Consider the following 25,975-nt stretch of genomic DNA (forward strand, 5'->3'; position numbering starts at 1 on the left):
TCTTTACAAACTTTCTAGCCAAGCTTCATCTCGAACTTCGATTCCAAGTTCTTGTGCTTTTTGGAGCTTGCTTCCTGCATCTGCTCCTGCTACGACAAGATTCGTTTTCTTAGATACACTGCCTGTAACTTTGGCACCTAGACTTTCGAGTTTGCTTTTGGCTTCTGAACGTGTGAGGCGTTCCAATTTACCAGTTAATACAACGGTCAAACCTGACAAGGCCGTATCTGCTACTACTGTCTGTCCTTTGTAGTCCAGATTGACTCCAGCTTCTTTCAACTCATCTAAGAGAATCTTCGACCCTTCTGTAGCAAAATAAGTCTGAAGACTTTGGGCAATTACATTACCCAAGCTTTCAATACTTGCTACTTCCTCAGGATCAGCTTGGGCTAGATTTTCAATAGAGTGGAAATGTTGGAGCAAGAGTTGGCTAGCCTTGCTTCCGACATGGCGAATTCCCAGACCAAACAAGAGCTTTTCAGCAGAGTTTTCCTTGGATGCTTGAATGGCCTGATACAGTTTAGAAGCAGACTTTTCCTTGACACTCTCCAAAAGGAGGAAATCTTCTTCTTTCAAACGGTAAATATCTGCCACATCCTTGACTAGATTGGCAGCAAAAAGCTTTTCAACTATGGAAGGACCAAGGCCCGTAATATTCATGGCATCTCGAGAGGCAAAGTGAATCAAACCTTCCATGATTTGGGCAGGACAGCGAGGATTGATACAACGCAAGGCCACTTCATCTTCAAAGTGAAGCAAGTCAGAGTCACAACTTGGACAATTGGTCGGAATATCTAGTTTTTCTTCAGAAACACGCTTAGACTCTACCACACGCAAAACAGCAGGAATGATGTCTCCAGCCTTATAAACGATAACTGTATCATCTTTGCGGATATCCTTTTCAGCAATATAATCTACGTTGTGAAGAGTTGCCCGGCTTACGGTTGTGCCAGCAAGCTGAACAGGTGTTAGATTGGCAGTCGGGGTCACAACACCCGTACGACCTACTGTCCAGTCAACTGAAAGGAGCTGGGCTTCTTTTTCCTCAGCAGGAAACTTATAGGCTACAGCCCACTTTGGAGCCTTAACGGTAAAGCCAAGTTCTTCTTGACCTGCTAGGTCGTTGACCTTGATCACCACTCCATCAATGTCATAAGGCAGATTATCCCGTTCTTGTCCAACTTCTTGGATGAAGTCCCATATCTCATCTATGTTTTCAGCCAGAATTCGTTTAGGATTAACTACAAATCCAAGCTGTTCAAGGTGCTTCAAGACCTTTTCTTGGCTGTCACGAGTTGAAGGGCTAGCTTCTTGATAGAGGAAAGTTGCAAGATTGCGTTTGGCTACTACTGCTGTATCCAACTGACGGAGGGTTCCTGCAGCTGCGTTACGAGGATTGGCAAATTCAGGCTCACCATTTTCTTGGCGAGCTTGGTTGACCTGATCAAACGAAGCGCGTGGCATGTAACACTCTCCACGAACGGTGATATCTAGTTCTTCTGGCAAGGTCAAAGGAATGTCCTTGACACGCTTGAGGTTTTCTGTGATATTTTCACCAACAGATCCATCTCCACGTGTCGCACCAACTACCAAAATCCCATTTTCATACGTAAGCGAGATAGACAAACCATCGATTTTCAGCTCGCAAATATAGGTCGCTTGAGGCAATTCCTTTCGAACACGCGCATCAAAAGCTTCTAACTCTTCACGTGAAAAAGCATCCTGCAAACTATAAAGAGGATACTGATGACTGTATTTTTCAAAACCATCTAAAACCTTACCACCAACACGATGGGTCGGACTGTCCGCTAAAACTTGATCTGGATAGGCGGCTTCCAACTCGACCAACTCTCGGTAGAGGCGATCATACTCGCTATCTGAAACCGAGGGATTGTCACTCGTATAGTACTCGGTCGCATAGCGGTTAAGTAAGGCAACTAACTCATTCATTCTTTCATTCATAATCCCATTTTACCACAAAGCAAGCCCTCCTCACAATAGAGAAGGGCTGAAAAATAGTTCATAGTGTAATATTTTCTTAAAAATGAGATTATGACTCTTTTTCAAAATGACTTCGTACATAAACGAGGGATAGACAAGATAGGATGACAACCCCGCTTCCAATTATCAGGAAAGAAGAGAGATGAACACTTGGTAGCACTGTCATAAACCCTTTTGCAATCGGCATAAATAGAATGGCTAGGGTAAAAATGGTGCTTAGGACTCTTCCCAAGTATTCCCCCTCAACCTTGGTTTGAACCTGAGTAAAAAAGTGAATATTAAAAATCGTCATAAACAGTTCACAAACTAAATTTCCAGAAAAGGAGAGAAAAGTTGGCAGTGGTAATCCCATCATAAAAACTCCAACTCCAGTTAAAGCCAATAGAATCAAAAGATTATAAACACTTGCCTTTATTTTACTAGCTAGAAGAGCTCCAATAATCGAACCAATAGCGCCCATAGTTAAAATAGTTGCATAAGCTCCTTCTACCCCGTATAGCCGATTTGAAAAAGGGAGGAGAAATTCAAAAGCTGCAAAAAAGAAATTAACACTGGAAGCTACTACCAAAAGGAAAAAGATCTCTTGCTGGCGCCAAATATAGCGAATCCCTTCTTTCATATCAGCAAAAATATTTTTCCAGCTGAAAGTCTTTTTCTCTTGTTCCTGAGTCTCTTTTTGGGGGAGAAAAGCTACTAAGGTAAATGCAATGAAAAAACTAATGGCATCTAAAATAAGTGTCATATGAAGACTGGCAAATTGTAAAACGAGGAAAGAGAGTACAGGGGAGCTAACGCCTACAACCTGCAAAATGAGCTCTAAGCGAGCATTGTAGGTCACAATCTCGTCTTTCTCTACAACCTCAGTTATAATGGCTTTGTTGGCTGTACGAGAAAATGCAAAGGCAACCGCCTGAACAATATTTGCGAAGACCAGAGCAGCAATCATCAAGCTGTCATTTCTGATAAACGAAATAGCTAAACAGAGAATACCGCAAATCAAGTCTGTTGTCATCAAAATTTTGCGACGTGAAAAGCGGTCTGAAATCACTCCACCAAAGGGATTGACTAGAATCGATGTAACCAACTCAGAAATTTGATAAATACCAAGAACAGTCTGTCCTATCGTTCCCATTGATGCCAACCACACACTGTTTCCATAATCATAGAGCATATTTCCTATTTTATTAATGGCCCCACGACTAATCAACTGGATTGCATGTCGATTCATATAAAAATCTCCTCTCAAATTTTGAAACTATTGTATCAAAACTGAAAGGAGTCTCTTTATTTTTCCCTTATTTGGGAAATTTAAGGATTTACAAATTTCTCATAATGTTCCTGATAGTAAGCCACTTGCTCTGGAAGTCCAAGCACATTAAAAATATGCATAGCCTCCTGCATCTGGCTACAACCTTCTTCTTTCAAGTTTCTCTGGTAGTGGGCGAAACCTTTGAGATAATGAAAGATATTGCGCTCATAAAGCTTGATACCATTTCCAATCAACTTCTCCACATAGCCCTCAAAATAGTCCGCATTCGCAAAGGAACGGTTCTCCAAACAATGCTGGTAACAGTTAAGAGCTAGAATCAAAACGAGTTTACGATGCCGACCAATTTCCTTGTAGTAGTCTTCTCGCTCCATGACTTCTCTGCCAATCCGAGCCACATAGTCCACATTGTAGAAAGTATAGAGATTCCCGAAAAGAATCAACTCATACATAGTCCATTCTTCTGTTTGAAAAAGATAATCCGCTACCTTTTCCAAATCACTCTGCCTCATCGTGTAATGAGCATCTCTTTGACAAATCAGGCCCTGTAACAAAATCCAATTCAGCTCAAAATAGAGGGGATTGGTCGAACTCTTTGCTTTCTCAAGTTGTTCCTTTTGAAGCTTTTGAAAACCTGCAATATCATTTGAGTAGTAAAGCGGAATAATCTGCGCCATCAAGGCAACATGTTCATGATTTTGAAAATCCCTAGCCTTGTCCATGAAATTTTCAATAGTCACATGAATATTGTCCAAAATCTCAAAGAAACGGGAAACTGCTAGATCAGACTCCCCAAGCTCGAAACGAGATAGTTGAGAAGTTGAACATGATTCACCTGCCGCCTCTTTTAAGGAGTATTTCCCACTTGTTCGAAATTCACGAAATACCTTTCCAAGATGTTCCATTTCTTACACCTGCTCCGACAATTCTTCCCACTCAAGCATGGCTTCTTCCTGACGGTGGCTGATTTTGTCAAGTTCAGCCTGCAATTCCATCAGTTTTTCAGCATCGTTGGTTTCCAGCATTTGTTCAGAAATGGCTTGATTTTGACTTTCTAACTCTTCAATTTCAGCCTCCAAACTCTCGATTTGACGCATGAGCTTGCGGGCTTCTTTCTGACTTTCTTTCTGGGCTTGGTAGTCATTAGCTGGACTTGTTTCTTTGGCTTGATTGCTGGTTGAAGCTTCCTCAGCCTGAGTCATTTCTACTTCTGCTTTCTTCTCAACATAGTAGTCATAATCTCCAAGGTAGAGGGTTGAGCCATTTTCAGACAATTCTAGAACATGGGTAGCGACACGATTGATAAAGTAACGGTCGTGGCTGACAAAAAGCAAGGTCCCATCAAAATCTATCAGAGCATTTTCTAACACTTCCTTGCTATCAATATCCAAGTGGTTGGTTGGCTCGTCAAGGATCAAGAAGTTGTTATTTTCCATGGACAATTTAGCCAAAAGCAAACGAGCTTTTTCGCCACCTGACAGCATACCGACTGATTTTTTAACATCATCACCAGAGAAAAGGAAGGCACCAAGGCGGTTACGAATTTCAACTTCTGGTGTCAGTTTAAAATCATTCCAGAGTTCATCCAGTACAGTATTACTCGCTGTCAGCTTGCTTTGGGTTTGGTCATAGTAGCCAACCTCAACATTAGCGCCAAAGCGTTTTTCTCCCTTGATAAAAGGAATCTGATCAACGATAGACTTGATAAAGGTTGATTTCCCAATACCATTTGGACCAACGATAGCGACAGCATTCATCTTACGAAGGTCTAGGTTGATAGGCTCTGACAATATTTCCCCATCATAGCCAATGGCCGCATTTTCAACGGTTAAAACGATATTACCTGATGTTTTTTCAGACTGGAAGGTCATATTGGCTGATTTCTTACTAGTTTCAGGTTTGTCCAAACGCTCCATTTTTTCCAATTGTTTCCGACGAGATTGAGCACGTTTGGTTGTTGAAGCTCGGACTAGATTGCGATTGACAAAGTCTTCTAGAGCCGCGATTTCCTTCTGTTGCTTTTCATAGTTTTTTGCCTCAGTAGCTAGCTTTTGCTCCTTTAACTCAACAAAACGAGAGTAATTGCCTACATAACGATCCAAGGAATGCTTAGTTAAATCGAGTGTAACCGTCGCAACCTTGTCCAAAAAGTAACGGTCGTGACTGACAATAATGAGGGCGCCGCTATAGTTCACCAAGTAATTCTCTAGCCAGGCTATGGTTTCAATATCCAAGTGGTTGGTTGGCTCGTCCAAGACCAAGAGATTGGGCTTTTCAAGGAGCATTTTGGCCAGCGCCAGACGAGTATTTTGGCCACCTGAAAGCTCGGCAATTTTCATCTGCCACATAGACTCGTCAAACTTGAAACCATTTAAGATAGCGCGGATATCAGCTTCGTAGGTAAAGCCACCAGCCTGGCGGAAATTCTCTGATAAACGATCATAATCCGCCATCAGTTTATCCAAATCCTCACCAGACTTTTCACCCATCTCCAACTCCATCTGACGCAGTTGTTTCTCCGTACGGCGTAGATCATCAAAGACATGGAGCATTTCATCATAAATGGTATTCTCAGACTCAAAACGGCTATCTTGGGCTAGGTAAGACAGAGAAATATCTTTTTTCTTATTGATTTCTCCACTAGTTGGCTCCTCTTCCCCAACCAAAATCTTTAAAAGAGTAGACTTACCTGCACCATTTTTCCCAACGAGGGCAATCCGATCACGTTCATCTACCTGCAGATTGATATTATCAAAGAGAACCTCGCCTGCAAAAGAGCGTTCAATTTTATTAGCTTGTAAAATAATCATACATCTATTTTACTATCTTTTTCTCTTTTGCACAATTGCAATGAAAAAAGTTCGAGTGGTATACCCGAACCCTTTATATTAGTATCCAATGCCTCCACGGAATGTGCGAGCCATATCTTTTAAGTCATAGTTTTTAGAAGAGGTATCAATGGTCCATTTACCATCTTTCTTGGTCATCTTAATTTCATAACCCTCTTTCTTCATGTTATCACTAGTGTCTAGTGGAGTTGAATCAAATTGACTTGGTGCATTTTCTAAAATGTACTTCTCACCAGCTTTCATAGCTTCTGAGTAGTTGCTATATTTACCTTTGTTTTCTTCGTAGAATTTACGACTCAATTCATGAACTTTCAAATTATCCAAGTCGATTGTTTCTGGTCTAACATAAACAACAGCATAATCAGGCAAGTATGTCTTCACCTTGTAATCAACTTTTGCTCTCTTAGCATTTGCTTTGATGTAGGCATCTGCGAATGTTCTAAGTTCTGAATCAGACGGTTTGTAGTTATAGAAGCCTTTTCCGAATGACTCTGTAAATTTCTTGATAAACTCTTCTTTATCAGCTTTCGCATCGTTTGTGAACTCAGCGCTGTCATCAGAAGACTTTTTATCATCAGCAAGCGCAACAACTTGCGACTTATTATCAGTAGCACTTAGGTTCGTTCCACCACCAGAACTTTCCCCATTGAGGTAAACAGCATCAACATATTTTTTCATTACATCTTTTGCTTCATCAATATTGTCTTCATATTGACTTGGATCAACCTTAATAGCTACATCGTTATTCTTTTTAGAATTTTCTTTGATGTCATCATAAAAGCTAGGTGCGAAGTGAAGTTCATACTTAGCATTCTTATCGACTTCATACACTACATAACCAGCAACGCTCTTTCCTTTAGAAAGACTGTCTCCATATGACATAAACTTGGTTTTACTGTCGCTTTCGTAGATTTGAATTGGTTGTAATTTTTCATCTTTTTCATTATAAAGCGTAATATCTTGGCTAGTAAAACTAAACTGTTTATCACGATTATTCTTGATTTCGACTTGGAGTGCAAGGTAGCTTGAAGACGAATCTTCGTCTTTAGGTAATACAAACATACCGTCTTTGACAGAAACTTCAAAGTTTGAGTTCGAGGCAGTACCATTGTCGCTTGCTTTTTTTTGAGCTCCACAGGCAACAAGTGCTAAAGCTGATAAAAGCAAAGCAGAATGCTTAAGAATTTTTTTCATAATGGATTCTCCTTTAATGATTTACTATATTTTACCATACGCACTATAAAATTCAAAACAGAAACCAGATATTTTCAAAATATCTTAAATTTATAGAGTTTTAACTTAAATTTTTCTATCTGTTCATTTGATACATTAAAGGATTCTTTATAAAAAGAATAGAATATAACAATATTTTTGATTTTTTTCTTCAACAAACCTACAAAATGAATTATAAACTTTCATGTTATAAAGTATCTAATAATTAATTTTCATCCCTAACTTAGTATAAGTTAACACGGTAGTCACCATTTTTCCACTAAAAAGTAAAAAGTAAATTTCCTACATTTTAAGTTATGCTAACGTTTTACTAAAATGTCAAATCGTGATATAATGAATGCGATTAAAGCTAATAGACAAAGGAGACATTCTATGACTTACCAAGAAAATTATCAAAAATGGGTAGATTTTGCTGACCTTCCAGACTACCTTCGCCAAGACTTAAACAATATGGACGAAAAAACAAAGGAAGATGCCTTTTATACCAATCTAGAATTTGGTACTGCTGGTATGCGTGGTTTAATCGGTGCGGGTACAAACCGCATCAATATCTACGTTGTTCGCCAAGCAACAGAAGGATTGGCTCGTTTGATTGAGTCAAAAGGTGGAAACGAAAAAGAGCGTGGTGTAGCAATTGCCTACGATAGCCGTCACTTCTCACCAGAATTTGCCTTTGAATCTGCGGCAGTTCTTGCTAAACACGGTATCAAATCTTACGTATTTGAAAGCCTTCGTCCAACTCCTGAACTGTCATTCGCTGTTCGTCACCTCAACTGTTTTGCAGGTATCATGATTACTGCCAGCCATAACCCTGCTCCATTTAACGGTTACAAGGTTTATGGTGAAGACGGTGGGCAAATGCCTCCACATGACGCGGATGCTTTGACTACTTACATCCGTGCTATCGAAAATCCATTCGCTGTCGAAGTTGCTGATGTCGAAGCTGAAAAAGCTTCTGGTTTGATTGAAGTCATTGGCGAAGCCATTGATGCAGAATACCTTAAAGAAGTTAAAGACGTAAACATCAACCCAACATTGATTGAAGAATTCGGTAAAGACATGAAGATTGTCTACACACCACTTCATGGTACGGGTGAAATGTTGGCTCGTCGTGCTCTTGCTCAAGCAGGATTTGACTCTGTTCAGGTTGTTGAAGCACAAGCAACTGCAGACCCAGACTTCTCAACCGTAAAATCTCCAAACCCAGAAAGCCAAGCAGCCTTTGCCCTTGCTGAAGAACTTGGTCGTCAAGTTGGTGCAGACGTTCTTGTGGCAACTGACCCTGACGCTGACCGTGTTGGTGTTGAAGTTCTTCAAAAAGATGGTAGCTACCTCAATCTTTCAGGTAACCAAATCGGTGCTATCATGGCTAAATACATCTTGGAAGCTCACAAAAATGCTGGTACTCTTCCTGAAAATGCAGCTCTCTGCAAGTCTATCGTATCAACTGACTTGGTAACGAAGATTGCTGAAAGCTACGGCGCAACCATGTTCAACGTTTTGACTGGTTTCAAATTTATCGCAGAGAAAATCCAAGAATTTGAAGAAAAACACAATCACACTTACATGATGGGATTTGAAGAAAGCTTCGGTTACTTGATCAAACCATTCGTACGTGATAAAGACGCAATCCAAGCCGTTCTTGTCGTTGCTGAGCTTGCTGCCTACTACCGTTCACGTGGTCTGACACTTGCTGATGGTATCGAAGAAATCTACAAAGAATACGGATACTACGCTGAAAAGACTATCTCTGTTACTCTTTCTGGTGTTGATGGTGCTGAACAAATCAAGGCAATCATGGCTAAATTCCGTAACAATGCTCCGAAAGAATGGAATGCAACAACTATCACTGTCGTAGAAGACTTCAAGGCTCAAACTGCTACTGCTGCTGACGGTACTGTTACAAACTTGACAACTCCTCCAAGTGATGTGTTGAAATATACACTTGCTGACGGTTCATGGATTGCAGTTCGCCCTTCAGGTACAGAACCAAAAATCAAATTCTACATTGCAGTTGTAGGGGAAAGCAACGAAGATTCACAAGCTAAGATTGCTAACATCGAAGCGGAAATCAATGCTTTTGTTAAATAAGAAATTATAAAAGATGAGACCAACCAATCTCATCTTTTTTTCGTATCAAATCTAAGCATTTTTAGAAACTTTATGGCATACTAGACTTATCAATGAAAGCGAGGTAATCTCATGGAACAATTTTTAGAAAACATCAAAGACCTTGAAGTCACTACAGTTGCGCGTGCGCAAGAAGCACTCGATAATAAAGAAACTGCAACCTTCTTCATTGGTCGCAAAACTTGCCCCTACTGTCGTAAATTTGCAGGTACATTGGCAGGTGTCGTAGCTGAAACCAAAGCTCACATCTACTTCATCAACAGTGAAGAACCAAGCCAACTCAATGCTTTGCAAGATTTCCGTTCACGTTATGGAATCCCAACCGTACCAGGATTTGTTCATATTGCAGATGGCCAAATCAATGTCCGTTGCGACTCTTCTATGTCAGCACAAGAAATCAAGGACTTTGCTGGATTGTAAAAGATATATAAAAAGAAGGCACCCGCCTTCTTTTTATATATCTGTTAATGGTGTTGCAGTATCTGGTGAGGTATCATAAACCTTAAAGTCTACTCCGACTCCCAGATCCGCTTGGGCTAGCTGGTTGACCATAGTCATATGAGCCAGCTCCTTGATATTGTTCTCTTTGGACAAGTGACCAAGATAAATTTTCTTGGTTCGATTTCCCATTGCACGAATCATGGCCTCAGCTCCGTCTTCGTTAGAAAGGTGACCGAGATCCGATAGGATACGCTGTTTGAGTCGCCAAGCATAAGAGCCTGCTCTCAAAATCTCTACATCATGATTGGACTCAATGAGGTAACCGTCCGCATTTTCGACTATTCCAGCCATACGGTCACTGACATAACCTGTATCGGTCAACATGACGAAGCTCTTGTCGTCTTTCATAAATCGGTAAAACTGGGGTGCTGCTGCATCATGGCTGACCCCAAAACTCTCAATGTCGATATCGCCAAAGGTTTTGATTTTGCCCATTTCAAAGATATGCTTTTGCGAAGAGTCCACCTTGCCGAGGTACTTACTATTTTCCATAGCCTGCCAAGTCTTTTCATTGGCGTAAAGATCCATGCCATATTTGCGAGCCAAGACACCGACCCCATGGATATGATCTGAGTGCTCATGCGTAATCAGAATCGCATCCAGATCTTCAGGTTTGCGATTGATTTCAGCTAGCAGGCTAGTAATTTTCTTACCAGATAAGCCTGCATCTACTAGAATTTTCTTTTTTGGGGTTTCCAGATAAAAGGAATTTCCACTGGAGCCTGATGCTAAAATACTGTATTTAAAGCCTTTTTCACTCATTCTAGTCTTCTATTTCGTCCTCCCATATTTCTTCTTTTACGGCATCCTTATCATAAGGGAGCACTATTGTAAAGGTTGAGCCCTTACCGTATTCACTTTTGGCCCATATAAAGCCATTGTGTTGTTTGATGATTTCTTTTGCGATAGCCAGACCTAGACCAGTTCCACCTTGAGCCCGACTTCTTGCACGATCCACACGGTAGAAGCGGTCAAAGATCTTCGGCAAATCTTGCTTTGGAATACCTAGACCTTGGTCTTTGATGGATAAAATCATCTGGTCATCAGTGGTCTTCATGCTAACAGTGATTTTCCCACCATCTGGTGAATACTTGATGGCATTGTTAAGAATATTATCAATCACCTGAGTCATCTTATCGGTATCAATCTCGATCCAAACTGAATTAATAGGGTAATCTCTAACAAGTTCATATTTTTTCTCGTCATCCTGACTTCTCATCTTATCAAATCGGTTGAGAATAAAGGTGATGAATGCAGTAAAATTAATCAATTCCACATCTAGCTGACTTGTCGCATTATCAATACGAGAGAGATGTAAGAGATCTGTCACCATCCGCATCATACGGTTGGTTTCATCGAGTGAAACCTTGATAAAATCAGGAGCAACAGGATCATACAAGGCTCCCTCGTCCAAGGCTTCAAGATAAGATTTTACACTGGTCAAAGGAGTCCGCAACTCGTGACTCACGTTTGAAACAAAGAGTCTTCGTTCACGCTCTTCCTTCTCCTGCTCGGTCGTATCATGTAAAACGGCAACCAAACCAGAGATGAAACCTGACTCACGGCGAACTAGAGCAAAACGTACACGAAGGCTCAGGTATTCCCCATTCACATCTTGGGAGTCAATCGTTAACTCAGGAATCTGTGTAATCAGGTCACGCAGCTCATACTCATCTTCTATCTTTAGTAATTCGAGGATGCTTTTATTCAGAACATCTTCTTTCTGTACACCGAGCTGTTTCTTGGCCATATCGTTGATCATAGTAATCTGGCCACGGCGATTGGTCGCAAGAACGCCATCTGTCATGTAAGAAAGAATACTGTTCAATCGTTTACTCTCTTGTTCCAGATTTTCTTGGGTCAAACGAATAACTTCTGACAAATCGTTCAGATTATTGGTGATATTGGTGATTTCTGTACTTCCTTGCAAGTCCAAAACTTGAGAATAATCACCTGCAATCAAGTCCTTAACCTTTTGATTTATCTCCTTCAGACGGATATTATCCCGACGATTTTCCAGTAACAGCAAGGTCACTACCAGGATAAAGCCAAGTAAAATCAAGATAAAGATAAAATCGCTGGTCAGAATAGTTTGTCTAATATCTTCAATCATTATTTCTCATATAGTATCCAACACCACGACGTGTGAGAATGTACTCTGGACGACTTGGAGTATCTTCTATTTTCTCACGCAAGCGTCTAATGGTCACGTCCACAGTACGAACATCACCAAAATAGTCATAACCCCATACAGTCTCAAGCAAGTGTTCACGTGTAATCACTTGTCCAATATGAGATGCCAAGTGATACAAGAGTTCAAACTCACGGTGGGTTAAATCTAATTCCTCACCATATTTCTTCGCCACGTAAGCATCAGGAACGATTTCCAAATCACCAATTTGTAAAGGTTGCGTCTTCTTCTCATCAGACTCTTGGCTATCCACAGAAACCAGGTCTGTACGACGAAGCAGAGCCTTGACACGAGCCTGCAACTCACGGTTTGAGAAAGGTTTTGTAACATAATCATCTGCACCTAACTCTAAACCAATAACCTTGTCAAACTCGCTATCCTTAGCTGATAGCATGATAATTGGCACGCTACTAGTCTTACGAATAGCTTTAGCAACTTCTAAACCATCAATTTCAGGTAGCATCAAGTCGAGGATAATAATATCTGGCTGCTCTGCTTCAAATAGCTCAATTGCCTCACGACCATTGAAGGCTGTAACAACTTCATAACCTTCCTTGGCCATATTAAACTTAATAATATCTGAGATTGGTTTCTCATCATCTACAATTAATATTTTTTTCATTTTATCACCTTTTCTCTATCTATTATAACAAAAAAATGCAAAGAAGGCACAAATGGCTACTGTAAGCCTTCATCTTCAAGAGTTGTTTTTATAAGTCTGCCAAATTTTTTGTTGAGGTTTCGCAAGTGGATAATCAGAAAACTCCTGAGGAGAAACCCAACGAATTTCTCTGTCCGAAAACTGTTTTGTTTCCGTCACTTGACCAGCTTGGATTTGAATATGCCATTTCCGATGACTAAATACATGCTTGACTTGGTCAAATACTTGATGGGACCAATCAACTTCTAAGTCATAATCCTGCTCAAAGCTTTCTTGAGGGCTTGGTCCAAACGCTCTGCTTTCCTCTTTGACTTGTGAAAAGAGATCTAGTTGATTATCACCGCTAGAGAAATCGTCAACTTCGATCAGGGGGAAGTGCCAAAAACCAGCTAACAGTTTCTCGCTTTCGTTTTTCTCAAGTAGATATTGACCACGGTCATTGCGTACAACTAAGGCCTTGAGATAAATTGGGAGAGGCTTTTTCTTGGATTCTTTAATCGGATAACGACCCATGGTGCCATTCTGATAGGCTGCGCTAAATTCCTTAACAGGACTTTCTTCTGGTCGAGGGTTAACCGGAGACTCTATATCAGAGCCCAAGTCCATCAGAGCTTGGTTAAAGTCACCTGGTCGTTTCGGGTCAATCAAGATTTCCATAATAGCTTGGAAAATCTTGCGATTGCTGGGAACTCCGATATCATAATTTACCTCAAACAAGCGTGCTAAAACTCGCATGACATTGCCATCAACCGCTGGCTCAGGCAAATTAAAAGCAATACTGGAAATAGCTCCCGCAGTATAAGGGCCAATCCCTTTCAGGCAAGATATTCCTTCATAAGTGTTTGGAAATTGTCCCCCAAAGTCAGTCATAATCTGCTGAGCTGCAGTCTGCATATTGCGCACTCGAGAATAATAGCCCAATCCCTCCCAAGCCTTCAACAAACGTTCTTCAGGGGCATTGGCCAGACTTTCAACTGTTGGAAACCAGTCCAAGAATCGTTCGTAGTATGGAATAACTGTATCCACTCTAGTCTGCTGGAGCATGATTTCAGATACCCAGATGTGATAAGGATTTTTACTTCTCCTCCAAGGTAAATCTCGCTTGTTTTCATCATACCAATTGAGGAGTTTTTCACGAAAAGAAATAATCTTCTCCTCCGGCCACATGACGATACCGTATTCTTTCAAATCTAACATATCTCTAGTATAACACAGAAGACTCTAACTGTCCTTCTCTCAGTACTAAAAAGCCTCTTCCCATGGGAAAGAGGACTAAATCTTATTGATGAACTGCTTGAGCTGCTGTGATAAGGGTCAACTTGTACACATCATCTGCATTACATCCACGAGAAAGGTCGTTAACAGGTTTGTTCAAACCTTGCAAAACAGGTCCTACAGCCGCAAAACCACCGAGACGTTCTGCCATCTTGTACCCAATATTTCCGGCTTCGATACCTGGGAAGACAAAAACATTTGCTTGACCAGCTACATTACTTCCTGGAGCTTTAAGAGCTGCAGTTTCAGGAACAAAGGCAGCGTCAAATTGCAACTCACCATCAATCTCAAGGTCGGGACGCAAGTCGTGAGCAATTTTAGTTGCTTCAACAACCTTATCAACACTTTCACCAAAACCTGAACCTTTAGTAGAATAGCTTAGCATAGCAATTTTAGGTTCAATACCAAACATCTTAGCTGTGATTGCTGAGTTGATGGCAATTTCAGCCAAGGCTTCCGCATCTGGATTGATATTAATGGCACAGTCTCCAAATAGGTAACGTTCCGTACCGCGTACCATGAGGAAGGCACCTGAAGTACGAGTTACGTTTGGTCGAGTTTTAATGATTTGTAGGGCTGGGCGAACTGTTGAAGCAGTTGAGTGAATCGCACCAGATACCATACCGTCAACCAAGCCCAAGTAGACTAGCATCACACCAAAGTAGTTGACATCTTCAACCAAAACTTTGCGCGCTTCTTCTTCAGTCATTTTGCCCTTACGACGCTCTACTAAAGCAGCAACCATTTCTTCAAATCGAGGATAGTGTTGAGGGTCAATGACTTCATAACCATCCATGATTCCTTCAATTTCAAGATAAATTTTAATTTTTTCAGGATTTCCAAGCAAAACAGGGATTACTTCTGTTTCTTTTACCAAGCGTTTTGTCGCTTGAAGAATACGTGGCTCTTCCCCTTCAGGGAGAACGATACGAGCATTTTTGCCAACCAGGTTGGCTTTGAGACTTTCAAAAACTTCCATGAGTTTTCTCCTTTAAGAAAATAAATTATACTCCAAATTGTTTTTAAAGAGTATTAGTTGATAACTGAGTAATAAGATTGCTGAAATCATCCGGCAAGCGGCTTTCTAATTGCAAATCTTGCTCTAGAAAAGGATGATAAAAAGATAAATAATGGCAATGCAGAGCTTGACGTTGGATACCGTCATCCAGACTACCACCATACAAATCGTCTCCCAACAAAGGAAAACCGATGTGAGAAAAATGCACTCGTATCTGATGAGTTCGCCCAGTATGAAGACGAATATCGACTAGGTGAATATTTCCATAAGACGCGACAACTTTGTAAGATGTATGGGCGTATTTCCCACCTTTGGCAACCCGTCTCGTGATAATGGAGTCCACATCACGCGCAATCGGGGCAATAATCTCCCCTTCAGGCTCCAAGACACCAGCTCCTTTAACCAAAGCAAAGTAACGTTTTTCGATAGACTTTCGTTGCAACTGCTTGTCTAAACGTGCATGAGCGTAGCCGTGCTTGGCAAAAAGCATCAAACCAGAAGTATCTCTATCAAGCCTAGTCACGATGTGAACTTGCTGATTTTCATATTCCTGTTTAACATAGTAGCCCTTGATAAAATTGGCAATGGTATTGGAATGATTGACACTGGGGATGGATGCTACTCCATAAGGTTTATTCAAAACCAAAAAATGGTCATCCTCATAGAGGATATCCAGTTGACGCTCAATTGCTTCAAGACTTTCAAAGCCTTCCTCAGCTGGAATATCGATGGTAACCCTATCTCCAATATCTAAGAGATGGATTGCATTTTGAGGTTGGCCATTGACCAAAATAGCCCCACCTCGAAACTTAATCTTAGCCAGAAGTCCCTTAGAAACCTCGTGTTTCTTGAGGAAGGTCTTGACTTTGACATGCTCATCTGCGATAAATTCGAACCTCATTCATCCACCTCGCCGATGAAGGCATCTTTGACACGATTCCAGAAACTAGTGTGACTTGGAGTCGCTACGAAGTGAATCTTATGATGGTCGATTTGATACTCAATCCGTTCAATATTACGGAATGAATAAACGCTGTTATCGACTGATATCGTGTGGTAATCATTGCGTGTCGGCAAGAGTTCAATCTTATCCTTTTTGGGAATAATGATTGATGATCCCAAAGTGCGGTAGACTCGATTGTTAAGACTCGCTATCTCCGTCAACTGCAAGGCTTCAATGGTCGGATGCAAGACAGCTCCACCCAAGGACTTGTTGTAGGCAGTACTACCCGTCGGCGTTGAAACAGTCACTCCATCTCCACGAAATCTCTCGAACGGAACATGGTTAATGATGATATCTGCCACCATGGTGCGGTCTGATCGACGGATACTCGCTTCATTTAAGGCTCGGAAGATTTTCACTTCTCCATTTTCAAGCGTTACCTTGACATTCAAGACTGGATAAGAAACTTTGGCACCAGTATCTAGTAAAAGATTGGTCACCAACTGATCCAACTCAAAATCACGATAGTCTGTGTAAAATCCCAAATGTCCTGTATGAACACCTACAAATCGAACCTTGTCTAACTGATTCTCATACTTGTGAAAGGCAGACAAAAGCATCCCGTCGCCACCAATAGAAATGACGATGTCGGGATTGGTATCGTTCAGTATAAAATGTTGTTTCTTGAGTTTTTCCCTCAGCTCATGCAAAACCTTCTGACTTTGCGGTTTTCTATTTGCTATGAGGTCAACTCGTTTACCTGTATTCTTCATCTGTATCGTCACTATTTCCTACACCATCATTTAATTTTCTGCTCAATGGATCAAAGAGAGCCTGCGCTTCCTGAATATCGTCACGAATCTTACCCATTTCTTCATCTAGCTGATGAGCTATTTTCGCTGTAATTTCCAATCTTGTCCTGATTTCTTCTGGAAAATCACCTTGGTATTTATAATTGAGCGAGTGTTCTATCGTAGCCCAGAAATTCATGGCTAACGTCCGTATTTGAATTTCCGCCAAAATCGTCTTAGCCCCGTTGATCGTATCAACCGTATACTCGACAACCACGTGATAAGAACGATAACCCGAAGCCTTACGATGAGTGATATAATCTCGTTCTTGAACGACTCTCATATCTTGGCGTTTACGTAGAATCTCAACTACTTCTTTAACGTCATCAACAAACTGAACCATGACACGTAAACCAGCAATATCTTGCAGATCATGTTCTAGACTTGCATAAGTAATTCCTCGACGAGCCATTTTTTCTTTAATACTTTCAATCGGTTTTACCCGACCCGTTACAAACTCAATCGGAGAATGCTTGTTTTGCTTACGATACTGTTTGCGAATTCCCCGAAGTTTAATCTTCAATTCACCAACAGCCTGAATGTAAGGATCTAAAAATTCTTCCCATTCTATGGTCATACTTTCTCCCTTGTAATGTTTGATTGCTCTGTCGAAAATCTTTGATTTTTTCAGTACATTCGTATACAATAAATACATTGTCCATTATACCATAAATCGCTTTCAAAGATATAGAAAAGGTTGAAAAAATGAAACATTTAGAAATAGAATTGAAAACACTTCTGAAAAAAGAGGGATATGATCATCTAAAAAAACAGTTTTCCCATATCCAACCCGTTCTTCAGAAGAACTACTACATTGACACACCAGATTTCCAATTGCGTGAAAAGAAGGTTGCCATGCGCATTCGCACTTTTGCAGATTGGGCGGAATTGACCTTAAAAGTGCCTCAAACTGTAGGAAATATGGAATACAACCAGAAACTAACTCTTCCAGAAGCTGAATCGTACCTAGGAAAACAAAAACTACCTCAAGGGCTCGTTCTAGAGAAGCTCGCTAAGGTTGACATCGAAAGCCATGACTGGCTTGTTCTAGGCTGCCTTTCCACCCTTCGTTATGAAATGAAAACTGAGATTGGCTTAATGGCCTTAGATGAAAGTCATTACTTTGACCAAACGGACTATGAACTCGAGCTTGAAGTCACCGACCATGAAAAAGGGAAAGCCGATTTTCAGAGATTTTTGGATGAAAATCAGATAACTTATCAGAAGGCTCCATCAAAATTAATTCGTTTTATTAAAAGCATGAAAAAATACTGAAATAATCTCCATTTTTTGGTAAAATAGTAAAGATAAAAATAAAAGAATCTGGCTTTGAAAAACAAAACTTTCTCAAAGAAGATTCACAAAGTTTACAGAGGACGGTCTATAATGTCAGATAGAAACAACATGAAACTTTTCACCCTAAACTCTAACCATGAAATCGCTCAAAAGATTGCGGATACAGTTGGTGTACCTCTCGGGAAATTATCCTCTCGTCAATTTTCTGACGGCGAAATCCAGGTCAACATTGAAGAAAGTGTCCGTGGTTACGATGTCTACATCATCCAGTCAACCAGTTACCCCGTTAGCAACCACTTGATGGAGTTGTTGATCATGGTTGATGCTTGTGTACGTGCAAGTGCTCATAGTATCAACGTTGTCCTTCCTTACTTTGGTTATGCTCGTCAGGATCGTATCGCTTCTTCTCGCGAACCCCTCACTGCAAAACTAGTTGCCAATATGCTTGTCAAAGCTGGTGTAAGCCGTGTCCTAACGCTTGACCTCCATGCTGTTCAGGTCCAAGGTTTCTTTGACATTCCTGTAGACAATCTTTATACTGTTCCTCTATTTGCTAAGCACTACTGTGATAAAGGACTTCTTGGCTCTGATGTTGTTGTTGTCAGTCCAAAGAACTCTGGTGTTAAACGTGCACGTAGTTTGGCTGAATACCTTGATGCTCCTATCGCTATCATTGACTACGCCCAAGACGATTCTGATCGTAACGAAGGCTATATCATTGGGGATGTTGAAGGCAAGAAGGCTATCTTGATTGACGATATCCTAAATACTGGTCGTACTTTCTCTGAAGCAGCTAAAATCGTTGAACGTGAAGGCGCAACTGAGATTTATGCAGTATCCAGTCACGGTTTATTTGTTGAAGGTGCAGCAGACCTCCTTGACGCTACAAACATCAAAGAAATCCTCGTGACAGACTCAGTAGCAACCAAAGAACGAACTCCAGAAAATGTATGTTACATTACTGCTAGCGAATTAATCGGTGATGCTATCGTCCGCATCCATGAAAGAAAACCAGTCAGCCCACTCTTTGCTTACAACAAAAAGAAATAAGGTGATTCTTTGATTTATTTGGACAATGCTGCTACGACTCCTATGTCAGCAGTAGCTATTTCTGAAATGACCAAGGTCATGCAAGAAACTCATGGTAATCCTTCTAGTATTCATAGTCATGGTCGGCAGGCTGGCAAACTCTTGCGTGAAGCTCGTCAAGACTTAGCCCACTTACTAGGAACCAAACCTCAACATATCTTTTTTACGTCTGGTGGTACAGAAAGTAACAATACAGCCATCATTGGCTATTGTCTCCGTCATCAAGAACGTGGAAAACATATCATCACGACAGCTATTGAACACCATTCTGTGCTTGAAACCATCGATTACCTGGTGCAACATTTTGGCTTTGAAGTGACCATTATCCAACCAGTAAATCAAGAAATAACTGCCCAGCAAATTCAAGAAGCCTTACGTGACGATACCATTCTCGTTTCTACCATGTATGCTAATAATGAAACAGGAAGTCTCTTACCTATCGCTGAGATTGGACATATTTTAAAAGACCATCCTGCTGCTTATCATGTAGATTCTGTTCAAGCTATCGGAAAAATTCCTATCCATCCCGAGGAATTGGGAATTGATTTCCTCAGCGCTTCTGCCCACAAATTCCATGGACCAAAAGGTGTCGGCTTCCTTTACGCTTCGACTGGGGACTTTGACTCCTATCTTCATGGTGGTGATCAAGAACAAAAAAAACGGGCTGGAACAGAAAATCTCGCTGCCATTGTAGGCATGGTCGCTGCTCTCAAAGAGGATTTAAATGACCAAGTTGAGCATTACCAAAAACTAAGCGCGCTCAAATCTGCTTTTTTAGAAGAAATTGCAGGTCTCGAATACTATCTCAATGAAAGCAACCACCAACTACCTTATATTGTCAACATTGGCTTTCCTGGTCAAAAAAATGATTTGCTCTTGCTACGGTTAGACCTTGAAGGAATTTCAATTTCTACCGGTTCAGCTTGTACTGCTGGTATTGTGCAAACCAGTCATGTGCTTGAAGCATTTTATGGACCAGATTCACATCGTTTGAAAGAATCTGTCCGTATCAGTCTCTCTCCTCTTAACACTGAGGATGAACTGAAACAACTCGCACAAACCTTAAAAAATATTATTGGAGATTAATCTAATGGCATTCGAAAAAACCATTAAACTACAAAACTGCCGCTACGACTACACACTTAGCCCAACTGTCAAAAAGTTCACACTGAAAGATAATACTTTTTTTGAAACAAAAGTTGGAAACTTCGAACTGACTCGTCTACTTGAAAAAGTACCCAACAGTGGTGAAGGCTTCAAGCTAAAAATCATCATCAATAAAGACCTTACAGGTGCTAAACTCAACATTACTGACAAGTCAGGTCTTCGTTTAGTTAATATCTTTAAATCAGAAGACCACCACATTCATCAGGAAAAATTCTACTTCCTCATGGACAGTTTAGTAGAACGCGGTATCTTCACTAAAGAAGAAAGATAATTGACTATGTATCGACTTACCTATCAAGATAACTATCACGTAGAACGTACACTTGAATATAAGGATTACGAAGAGCTCATGTTATCTCTATCTGGCTGTGTGACCCTACCTGATACTCTCCTAATCAGCTCCTTAACGCTGAATGATAAGGTGATTTATCAAGGATTGGTTGGCGACCTCTATCGTTTTCTATCGCAAGCTCATTTTTCAGATAAAAACTAAGAAATTTCTTAGTTTTTTCTTGTTTTTGTTGATTTTTTCACAATGTTTCTATAAAATAGAAGAATAGAAAGGTTGTGATTTTGTGAAAGATAAACAGTCTGCTATTCCAAAAGCAACAGCAAAAAGACTCTCTCTCTACTATAGAATTTTCAAGAGATTTCATGCAGAAAAAATCGAACGTGCCAACTCCAAGCAAATTGCAGAGGCTATCGGTATCGATTCTGCGACCGTCCGTCGTGATTTTTCCTACTTTGGTGAACTAGGTCGTCGTGGTTTTGGTTACGATGTCAAAAAATTGATGAATTTTTTTGCTGATCTCCTAAATGATAACTCAATTACTAATGTTATGTTGGTTGGAATCGGAAATATGGGACATGCCCTTCTCCACTACCGCTTCCACGAGCGTAACAAGATGAAAATTATCATGGGCTTTGACCTAGATGACCATCCAGAAGTTGGAAGCCAGACACCTGATGGGATTCCAATCTATGGTATCTCACAGATTAAAGAAAAAATCAAAGAAGCAGATGTCAAAACTGCTATCCTAACAGTTCCAAGTGTTCAATCACAAGAAGTTGCCAATCTTTTGGTTGATGCAGGTATAAAAGGTATTCTCAGCTTTTCCCCTGTCCACCTTCACCTCCCAAAAGATGTGGTCGTTCAGTATGTCGATTTAACAAGCGAACTCCAAACTCTCCTCTATTTTATGCGTAAAGAGGATTAGAAAGCGAAAGCATTTATGAAAAAACCAGTTATTGGGATTACAGGAAATGAAAAAGCTCATCCAGATGATGACATCATGATGTGCTATGTAGCAAAGGGCTTTGTTGAAGGAGTCAAAGACGCTGGCGGAATTCCAATCATCCTACCGATTGGTGATCAAGAAATGGCTGCCTATTACATCAGTATCATTGATAAGCTCATCCTGACGGGTGGGCAAAATGTTGATCCAAAATACTATGGTGAACCAAAGGCTATTGATAGTGATGACTACCACCTTCAAAGAGATATTTTTGAACTAGCACTTATCAAAGAAGCGATTAAGCAAAAGAAACCAATTTTCTCTGTTTGTCGGGGTACTCAACTTTTCAATGTCGCCATGGGAGGCACGCTACACCAAGATATCGAGGATCATTGGCAGGACTGTTCAGCCGAATACACGACCCAACGCCTCGTAACGGAACCTGATACGATTCTCCGAGAAATCTATGGAGAAATCTCTCATATCAACTCCTTCCACCACCAGAGCATTAAAGATCTAGCTTCAAATCTTAAGGTTGTAGCACATGATCCTAAAGATGGAATCATTGAGGCTGTGACAACTACGGACGGTTTCCCTTATCTTGGTGTTCAATGGCATCCTGAATTTTTATTTGAAAATCGCCCCAAAGATAAAACGCTATTTGACTATGTTGTTAACGAACTCTAAATCAAATCCGTCTTTTCACGGTAACTAAAGTAATCCGAGTGCGATACAATCAAATGGTCCAAGAAAACAATTCCCATCAGTTCACAGGCTTCCTTGACTAGCTTAGTGACATGGTCGTCGTTTCGACTAGGAGATACAGCACCAGATGGATGATTGTGAACGAGAATCACCGAGGTTGCCATATGCTTCAATGCATAGTGAAGGATTTCTCTCGGTTCAGCAATACTACGTGTCGCAGAGCCGATGAAAATGGTCTGCTGATGAATGATTTGATTTTGAGTATTGAGATAGAGCGCCACTAGGTGCTCTTGTTTTTTGTCGCCAAGTTCCTGTTGCATTTTCTTGGCTAGCTTTTGACTACTGAGAATACTTTCCATCTCAAGGGTTTCATGTTTGTGAATGCGGTGTCCCAGTTCAATCACTGCTTGTAGTTCAATGGCTTTTATTCGCCCTATACCAGACAGACTCTGCAATTCCTGCAGGGTCATTTTTTTCAAATCGGTTAGACTGTTAAGACTATTCAAGACTTTCTGAGCAATTTCAAAAACATTGGCCTGACGTGTTCCTGTTCTGAGCAGAATAGCTAGTAATTCTTGATTGCTCAGAGCCTCTACTCCCTCTTTAACTAGTCTTTCTCTAGGCAAGAGTGAATCTTCTTGGAATGAAATACTGTACATAAAAATCCTCCTCACTTTATTATTCGTGAGAAGGATGGAAAATTAGATTTTTTTCTCAATTGGGGCAACACTGGCTAAGAGTTTTTTCAGCCCCACTTCTGGGAAATTGATTTTCAATTCCTGAGTATCTCCACTACCCGAAACTTCTAGGACCGTTCCCTCTCCCCATTTCTTGTGGAGAGCAATATCACCAATAGACCAGCTTGTATCACTAGACGCTGATTTTGCACCAGTTGCAAACTGTCCAAACGGAAGACCACTTGACTGGATAGAACTTGGTGCAGCATTGCGTTTCCGTTCTTGAAGCGCTTGAGCTAAGCTCATACCTTGACCGAAAGCAATCCCACCACTGCTATAAGATGCCTTAAAGCTAGTATTCGCTGGTTGAGCCAAACCTTGATACTCAAGCAAGTCCGAACTGATTTCATTGATGAAACGTGTTGGACGGTTATAATTTGTACGACCGAAAAGCAAGCGTGAGTTGGCATTGGTCAGATAGAGGATCTTTTCTGCGCGCGTGATACCTACATAGGCCAAACGGCGTTCCTCTTCTAGCTCATCTGGATCTTCAGCCGCACGGCTAAGCGGAAATACATTTTCCTCCATCCCAATGATTAAGACAACTGGGAACTCGAGTCCTTTCGCTGCATGGAGGGTCATCAAGGTTACTTCAGATGTCTCCTGACTGCCTGAATCCGTATCCGCAATCAAGGCTAAGTCATTCAAGAAACGACTGAGTTTATCCAAACCTGTTTCTTCTTCTTGACTATCAGGATTGTCATCAAAGTTCTTGGTAACAGATAGGAACTCTTCGATATTTTCAACCCTTGCCTTGCTTTCCAAGGTCGCTTGGGCATTGAGAATATCGATATAACCTGTTTTTTCTAGAACCGCCTCAACCAGCTCTGTAATGCTTAATTGGTCCAGTTGCTCCCGCAAATCCAAAATCATATTGGAAAAATCCCAAATAGACTGAGCTGCCTTACCCTTGATTCCTGATAACATGATATTGGCTGAAGCGTCTAGCATGGACATCTCTTGTAGGTTAGCAAAGTCGCGAATTTTCTCAACAGTACCTGGCCCAATTCCACGTTTAGGCTCGTTGATAATACGCTCAAAACTGATATTGTCACTCAAATTAGCAATAAGATTAAGGTAGGCAATAATATCGCGAATTTCCTTACGGCTGTAGAACTTGGTACCACCAACCATAGTATAAGGAATATTGGACTTAAGCAGGGCCTCCTCAATAGTACGAGATTGCGCATTAGTCCGATAAAGAACTGCAAAATCCTTGTGGAGGAAGTTTTGACTGCGACCAAGTTCATCGATGGTTTTGGCTACAAAAACAGCTTCATCTTGCTCGTCATTTGCACGATAGTAAATAATCTGCTCCCCATCAGCATTCTGAGTCCAGAGATTCTTAGGACGACGATTTTTATTATTTTTAATGACATCATTGGCGGCTTGGAGAATGGTTTTGGTTGAGCGATAGTTTTCTTCTAACAAGACAACCTTGGCTTGAGGATAATCTTTCTCAAAATCTAAGATATTTTGCATATCCGCACCACGCCAACCGTAGATAGACTGGTCCGCATCACCGACCACACAGATGTTTTTAAAGCGTGAAGCCAAGAGTTTGACCAATTGATACTGGGCATGGTTGGTATCTTGGTACTCATCCACGTGAATGTATTGGAACTTCTGCTGGTAGTAGGTCAAGACATCAGGATTTTGATCAAAAAGACGCAAGGTCAACATAATCAAATCATCAAAGTCAAGGGACTCAGACTGACGAAGCTCTTTTTGATAGGCTGTGTAACACTGGGCCACGATTTGCGTGTACATATCTCCAGCTTGGGCAGCATAAGCCACATCATCAATCAAGTCATTCTTAGCATTGGAAATAGTCCCCAAAATGGTTCGTTCATTCCATTTTTTAGGGTCCAAGTTTAATTGCTTGAGGATTCGTTTCATGAGGGTTCGCTGTTCACCAGGATCTACAATAGTGAAATTACGATTGTAGCCGATATGATCTGCATCACGACGCAGAATACGAACACACATGGAGTGAAAGGTCGCAATCAGACAGTCCTGAGTAGCTGGATTAAGACCATAAGCACGCTCTTTCATCTCACGCGCCGCCTTGTTGGTAAAGGTAATGGCCAAAATATTCCAAGGATTGACCATTTTTTCATCAATCAAATAAGCAATACGGTGGGTCAAAACACGAGTCTTTCCAGAACCAGCCCCCGCCATGATTAACAAGGGACCTTCTGTCGTTTGCACCGCCTCAGCCTGACGGTCATTCATTCCATTCAATAATGCGTTCATTTTCTCTTCCTTACTCTTGAAGTCAATGTTTCTATTATATCAGAAATCAGGGAAAATAGAAACTTTACAGAGAACACTTTGACAAGCCAAATTTTCATCAGTGCTTACAAAACATGTATTTTTCAAATGAAGTTGAGGTTATTCTTTGACAGGAAAAAGAGCTTGGATAGCATTTCCAAACTCTTTTAATATCATCTAAATCTTAGAACAATCCTAGAACGGTTCCATCACTTTCAACATCCATGTTGAGAGCTGCTGGACGTTTTGGAAGTCCTGGCATGGTCATAACATCACCAGTTAGAGCAACGATAAAGCCTGCACCTAATTTTGGTACCAATTCACGAATGGTAATTTCAAAGTTTTCTGGGGCTCCAAGTGCATTTGGATTGTCTGAGAAACTGTACTGAGTCTTAGCCATACAGATTGGCAATTTGTCCCAACCATTCTGAACGATTTGGGCAATTTGCGTTTGAGCTTTCTTTTCAAAGTTGACTTTGCTACCACGGTAGATTTCAGTAACAATCTTTTCAATCTTTTCTTGAACAGAAAGGTCATTGTCATGCAAACGTT

25 protein-coding genes are annotated in these 25,975 nt (G+C 40.8%); 9 read left to right on the forward strand and 16 right to left on the reverse strand.

Annotated features, from left to right (window positions below; genetic code table 11):
• Window positions 1–3 precede the first annotated feature (3 nt).
• The 5 genes from ligA to SORDD25_RS01290 all read right to left on the reverse strand — a co-directional run bounded on the left by ligA (window position 4) and on the right by SORDD25_RS01290 (window position 7,311).
• A complete protein-coding gene (ligA, locus tag SORDD25_RS01270) occupies window positions 4–1,962 on the reverse strand; it encodes an NAD-dependent DNA ligase LigA (RefSeq protein ID WP_061852330.1) in 1,959 nt (652 codons plus the stop codon).
• A gap of 88 nt (window positions 1,963–2,050) precedes the next feature.
• The gene (locus tag SORDD25_RS01275) at window positions 2,051–3,229 is read right to left on the reverse strand and encodes an MFS transporter (RefSeq protein ID WP_061852331.1); all 1,179 of its coding nucleotides are present in this window, start codon (window positions 3,227–3,229) and stop codon (window positions 2,051–2,053) included.
• 80 nt (window positions 3,230–3,309) lie between these two features.
• The gene (locus SORDD25_RS01280; RefSeq protein ID WP_061852332.1) at window positions 3,310–4,173 is read right to left on the reverse strand and encodes an Rgg family transcriptional regulator; all 864 of its coding nucleotides are present in this window, start codon (window positions 4,171–4,173) and stop codon (window positions 3,310–3,312) included.
• 3 nt (window positions 4,174–4,176) lie between these two features.
• Window positions 4,177–6,078, reverse strand: a complete 1,902-nt coding sequence (locus tag SORDD25_RS01285) for an ABC transporter ATP-binding protein (protein ID WP_061852333.1) — start codon at window positions 6,076–6,078, stop codon at window positions 4,177–4,179.
• Between the two features lie 78 nt (window positions 6,079–6,156).
• Window positions 6,157–7,311 (reverse strand): DUF5105 domain-containing protein, encoded by a 1,155-nt coding sequence (locus tag SORDD25_RS01290; protein ID WP_061852334.1) that lies wholly within the window; start codon window positions 7,309–7,311, stop codon window positions 6,157–6,159.
• 411 nt (window positions 7,312–7,722) lie between these two features.
• On the opposite strand from SORDD25_RS01290, the gene SORDD25_RS01295 reads away from it, so the two are divergent.
• Together SORDD25_RS01295 and SORDD25_RS01300 are read left to right on the forward strand one after the other, a co-directional pair.
• Window positions 7,723–9,441, forward strand: coding sequence for a phospho-sugar mutase (locus SORDD25_RS01295; RefSeq protein ID WP_061852335.1), 1,719 nt, complete (start codon window positions 7,723–7,725; stop codon window positions 9,439–9,441).
• Window positions 9,442–9,552: 111 nt separating this feature from the next.
• The gene (locus tag SORDD25_RS01300; RefSeq protein ID WP_061852336.1) at window positions 9,553–9,900 is read left to right on the forward strand and encodes a DUF6568 family protein; all 348 of its coding nucleotides are present in this window, start codon (window positions 9,553–9,555) and stop codon (window positions 9,898–9,900) included.
• A gap of 33 nt (window positions 9,901–9,933) precedes the next feature.
• On the opposite strand, the gene SORDD25_RS01305 is transcribed toward SORDD25_RS01300, so the two are convergent.
• The 8 genes from SORDD25_RS01305 to yjbM form a co-directional block, all read right to left on the reverse strand.
• Window positions 9,934–10,743, reverse strand: coding sequence for an MBL fold metallo-hydrolase (locus SORDD25_RS01305; protein WP_061852337.1), 810 nt, complete (start codon window positions 10,741–10,743; stop codon window positions 9,934–9,936).
• A 1-nt stretch (window position 10,744) separates the two neighbouring features.
• Complete coding sequence (gene vicK, locus SORDD25_RS01310; protein ID WP_061413994.1) at window positions 10,745–12,094, reverse strand: cell wall metabolism sensor histidine kinase VicK; 1,350 nt, start codon at window positions 12,092–12,094, stop codon at window positions 10,745–10,747.
• Window positions 12,087–12,794, reverse strand: coding sequence for a response regulator YycF (gene yycF / locus SORDD25_RS01315; RefSeq protein ID WP_000722058.1), 708 nt, complete (start codon window positions 12,792–12,794; stop codon window positions 12,087–12,089). Before yycF ends, vicK begins: the two co-directional genes overlap by 8 nt.
• Window positions 12,795–12,869: 75 nt before the next feature.
• A complete protein-coding gene (gene mutY, locus SORDD25_RS01320; RefSeq protein WP_061852338.1) occupies window positions 12,870–14,030 on the reverse strand; it encodes an A/G-specific adenine glycosylase in 1,161 nt (386 codons plus the stop codon).
• Between the two features lie 82 nt (window positions 14,031–14,112).
• Window positions 14,113–15,087 (reverse strand): phosphate acetyltransferase, encoded by a 975-nt coding sequence (pta, locus tag SORDD25_RS01325; RefSeq protein ID WP_049484120.1) that lies wholly within the window; start codon window positions 15,085–15,087, stop codon window positions 14,113–14,115.
• Between the two features lie 43 nt (window positions 15,088–15,130).
• On the reverse strand, window positions 15,131–16,027 hold the full coding sequence (locus tag SORDD25_RS01330; protein ID WP_061852339.1) for an RluA family pseudouridine synthase: 897 nt from the start codon (window positions 16,025–16,027) through the stop codon (window positions 15,131–15,133).
• Complete coding sequence (locus SORDD25_RS01335) at window positions 16,024–16,842, reverse strand: NAD kinase (protein WP_000799063.1); 819 nt, start codon at window positions 16,840–16,842, stop codon at window positions 16,024–16,026. The genes SORDD25_RS01330 and SORDD25_RS01335 overlap by 4 nt, the downstream gene beginning before the upstream one ends.
• On the reverse strand, window positions 16,826–17,497 hold the full coding sequence (yjbM, locus tag SORDD25_RS01340) for a GTP diphosphokinase (protein WP_000151556.1): 672 nt from the start codon (window positions 17,495–17,497) through the stop codon (window positions 16,826–16,828). Before yjbM ends, SORDD25_RS01335 begins: the two co-directional genes overlap by 17 nt.
• Window positions 17,498–17,625: 128 nt before the next feature.
• Between yjbM and SORDD25_RS01345 the strand changes: the two genes are divergently transcribed.
• From SORDD25_RS01345 to SORDD25_RS01375, 7 genes are all read left to right on the forward strand, one after another.
• The gene (locus SORDD25_RS01345; protein ID WP_061852340.1) at window positions 17,626–18,195 is read left to right on the forward strand and encodes a CYTH domain-containing protein; all 570 of its coding nucleotides are present in this window, start codon (window positions 17,626–17,628) and stop codon (window positions 18,193–18,195) included.
• Between the two features lie 111 nt (window positions 18,196–18,306).
• Window positions 18,307–19,266: a ribose-phosphate diphosphokinase gene (locus SORDD25_RS01350; RefSeq protein WP_001283843.1), complete on the forward strand. Its 960-nt coding sequence runs from the start codon at window positions 18,307–18,309 to the stop codon at window positions 19,264–19,266.
• A gap of 9 nt (window positions 19,267–19,275) precedes the next feature.
• Window positions 19,276–20,391, forward strand: a complete 1,116-nt coding sequence (locus SORDD25_RS01355; RefSeq protein WP_061852341.1) for a cysteine desulfurase family protein — start codon at window positions 19,276–19,278, stop codon at window positions 20,389–20,391.
• Between the two features lie 4 nt (window positions 20,392–20,395).
• Window positions 20,396–20,743, forward strand: a complete 348-nt coding sequence (locus SORDD25_RS01360; RefSeq protein ID WP_000863522.1) for a DUF1831 domain-containing protein — start codon at window positions 20,396–20,398, stop codon at window positions 20,741–20,743.
• A gap of 6 nt (window positions 20,744–20,749) precedes the next feature.
• Complete coding sequence (locus tag SORDD25_RS01365; RefSeq protein ID WP_000286093.1) at window positions 20,750–20,965, forward strand: DUF4649 family protein; 216 nt, start codon at window positions 20,750–20,752, stop codon at window positions 20,963–20,965.
• 82 nt (window positions 20,966–21,047) lie between these two features.
• Complete coding sequence (locus SORDD25_RS01370) at window positions 21,048–21,689, forward strand: redox-sensing transcriptional repressor Rex (protein ID WP_000653412.1); 642 nt, start codon at window positions 21,048–21,050, stop codon at window positions 21,687–21,689.
• A gap of 15 nt (window positions 21,690–21,704) precedes the next feature.
• Window positions 21,705–22,394: a gamma-glutamyl-gamma-aminobutyrate hydrolase family protein gene (locus SORDD25_RS01375; protein WP_061852342.1), complete on the forward strand. Its 690-nt coding sequence runs from the start codon at window positions 21,705–21,707 to the stop codon at window positions 22,392–22,394.
• Here the strand turns inward: SORDD25_RS01375 and radC are convergent.
• From radC to SORDD25_RS01390, 3 genes are all read right to left on the reverse strand, one after another.
• Window positions 22,391–23,071 carry a RadC family protein gene (radC, locus tag SORDD25_RS01380; RefSeq protein ID WP_000286939.1) on the reverse strand — a complete coding sequence of 227 codons (681 nt, stop codon included), beginning with the start codon at window positions 23,069–23,071 and terminating at the stop codon, window positions 22,391–22,393. The genes SORDD25_RS01375 and radC overlap by 4 nt on opposite strands.
• 42 nt (window positions 23,072–23,113) lie before the next feature.
• Entirely contained in the window at window positions 23,114–25,405 is a 2,292-nt protein-coding gene (gene pcrA / locus SORDD25_RS01385; RefSeq protein ID WP_061852343.1) for a DNA helicase PcrA, read from the reverse strand.
• A gap of 202 nt (window positions 25,406–25,607) precedes the next feature.
• A partial coding sequence (locus tag SORDD25_RS01390; RefSeq protein ID WP_153014478.1) for a formate--tetrahydrofolate ligase occupies window positions 25,608–25,975 on the reverse strand: 368 nt, incomplete at its 5' end.

This window comes from Streptococcus oralis, from assembly GCF_001579525.1.
Classification (GTDB): Bacteria; Bacillota; Bacilli; order Lactobacillales; family Streptococcaceae; genus Streptococcus; species Streptococcus oralis_M.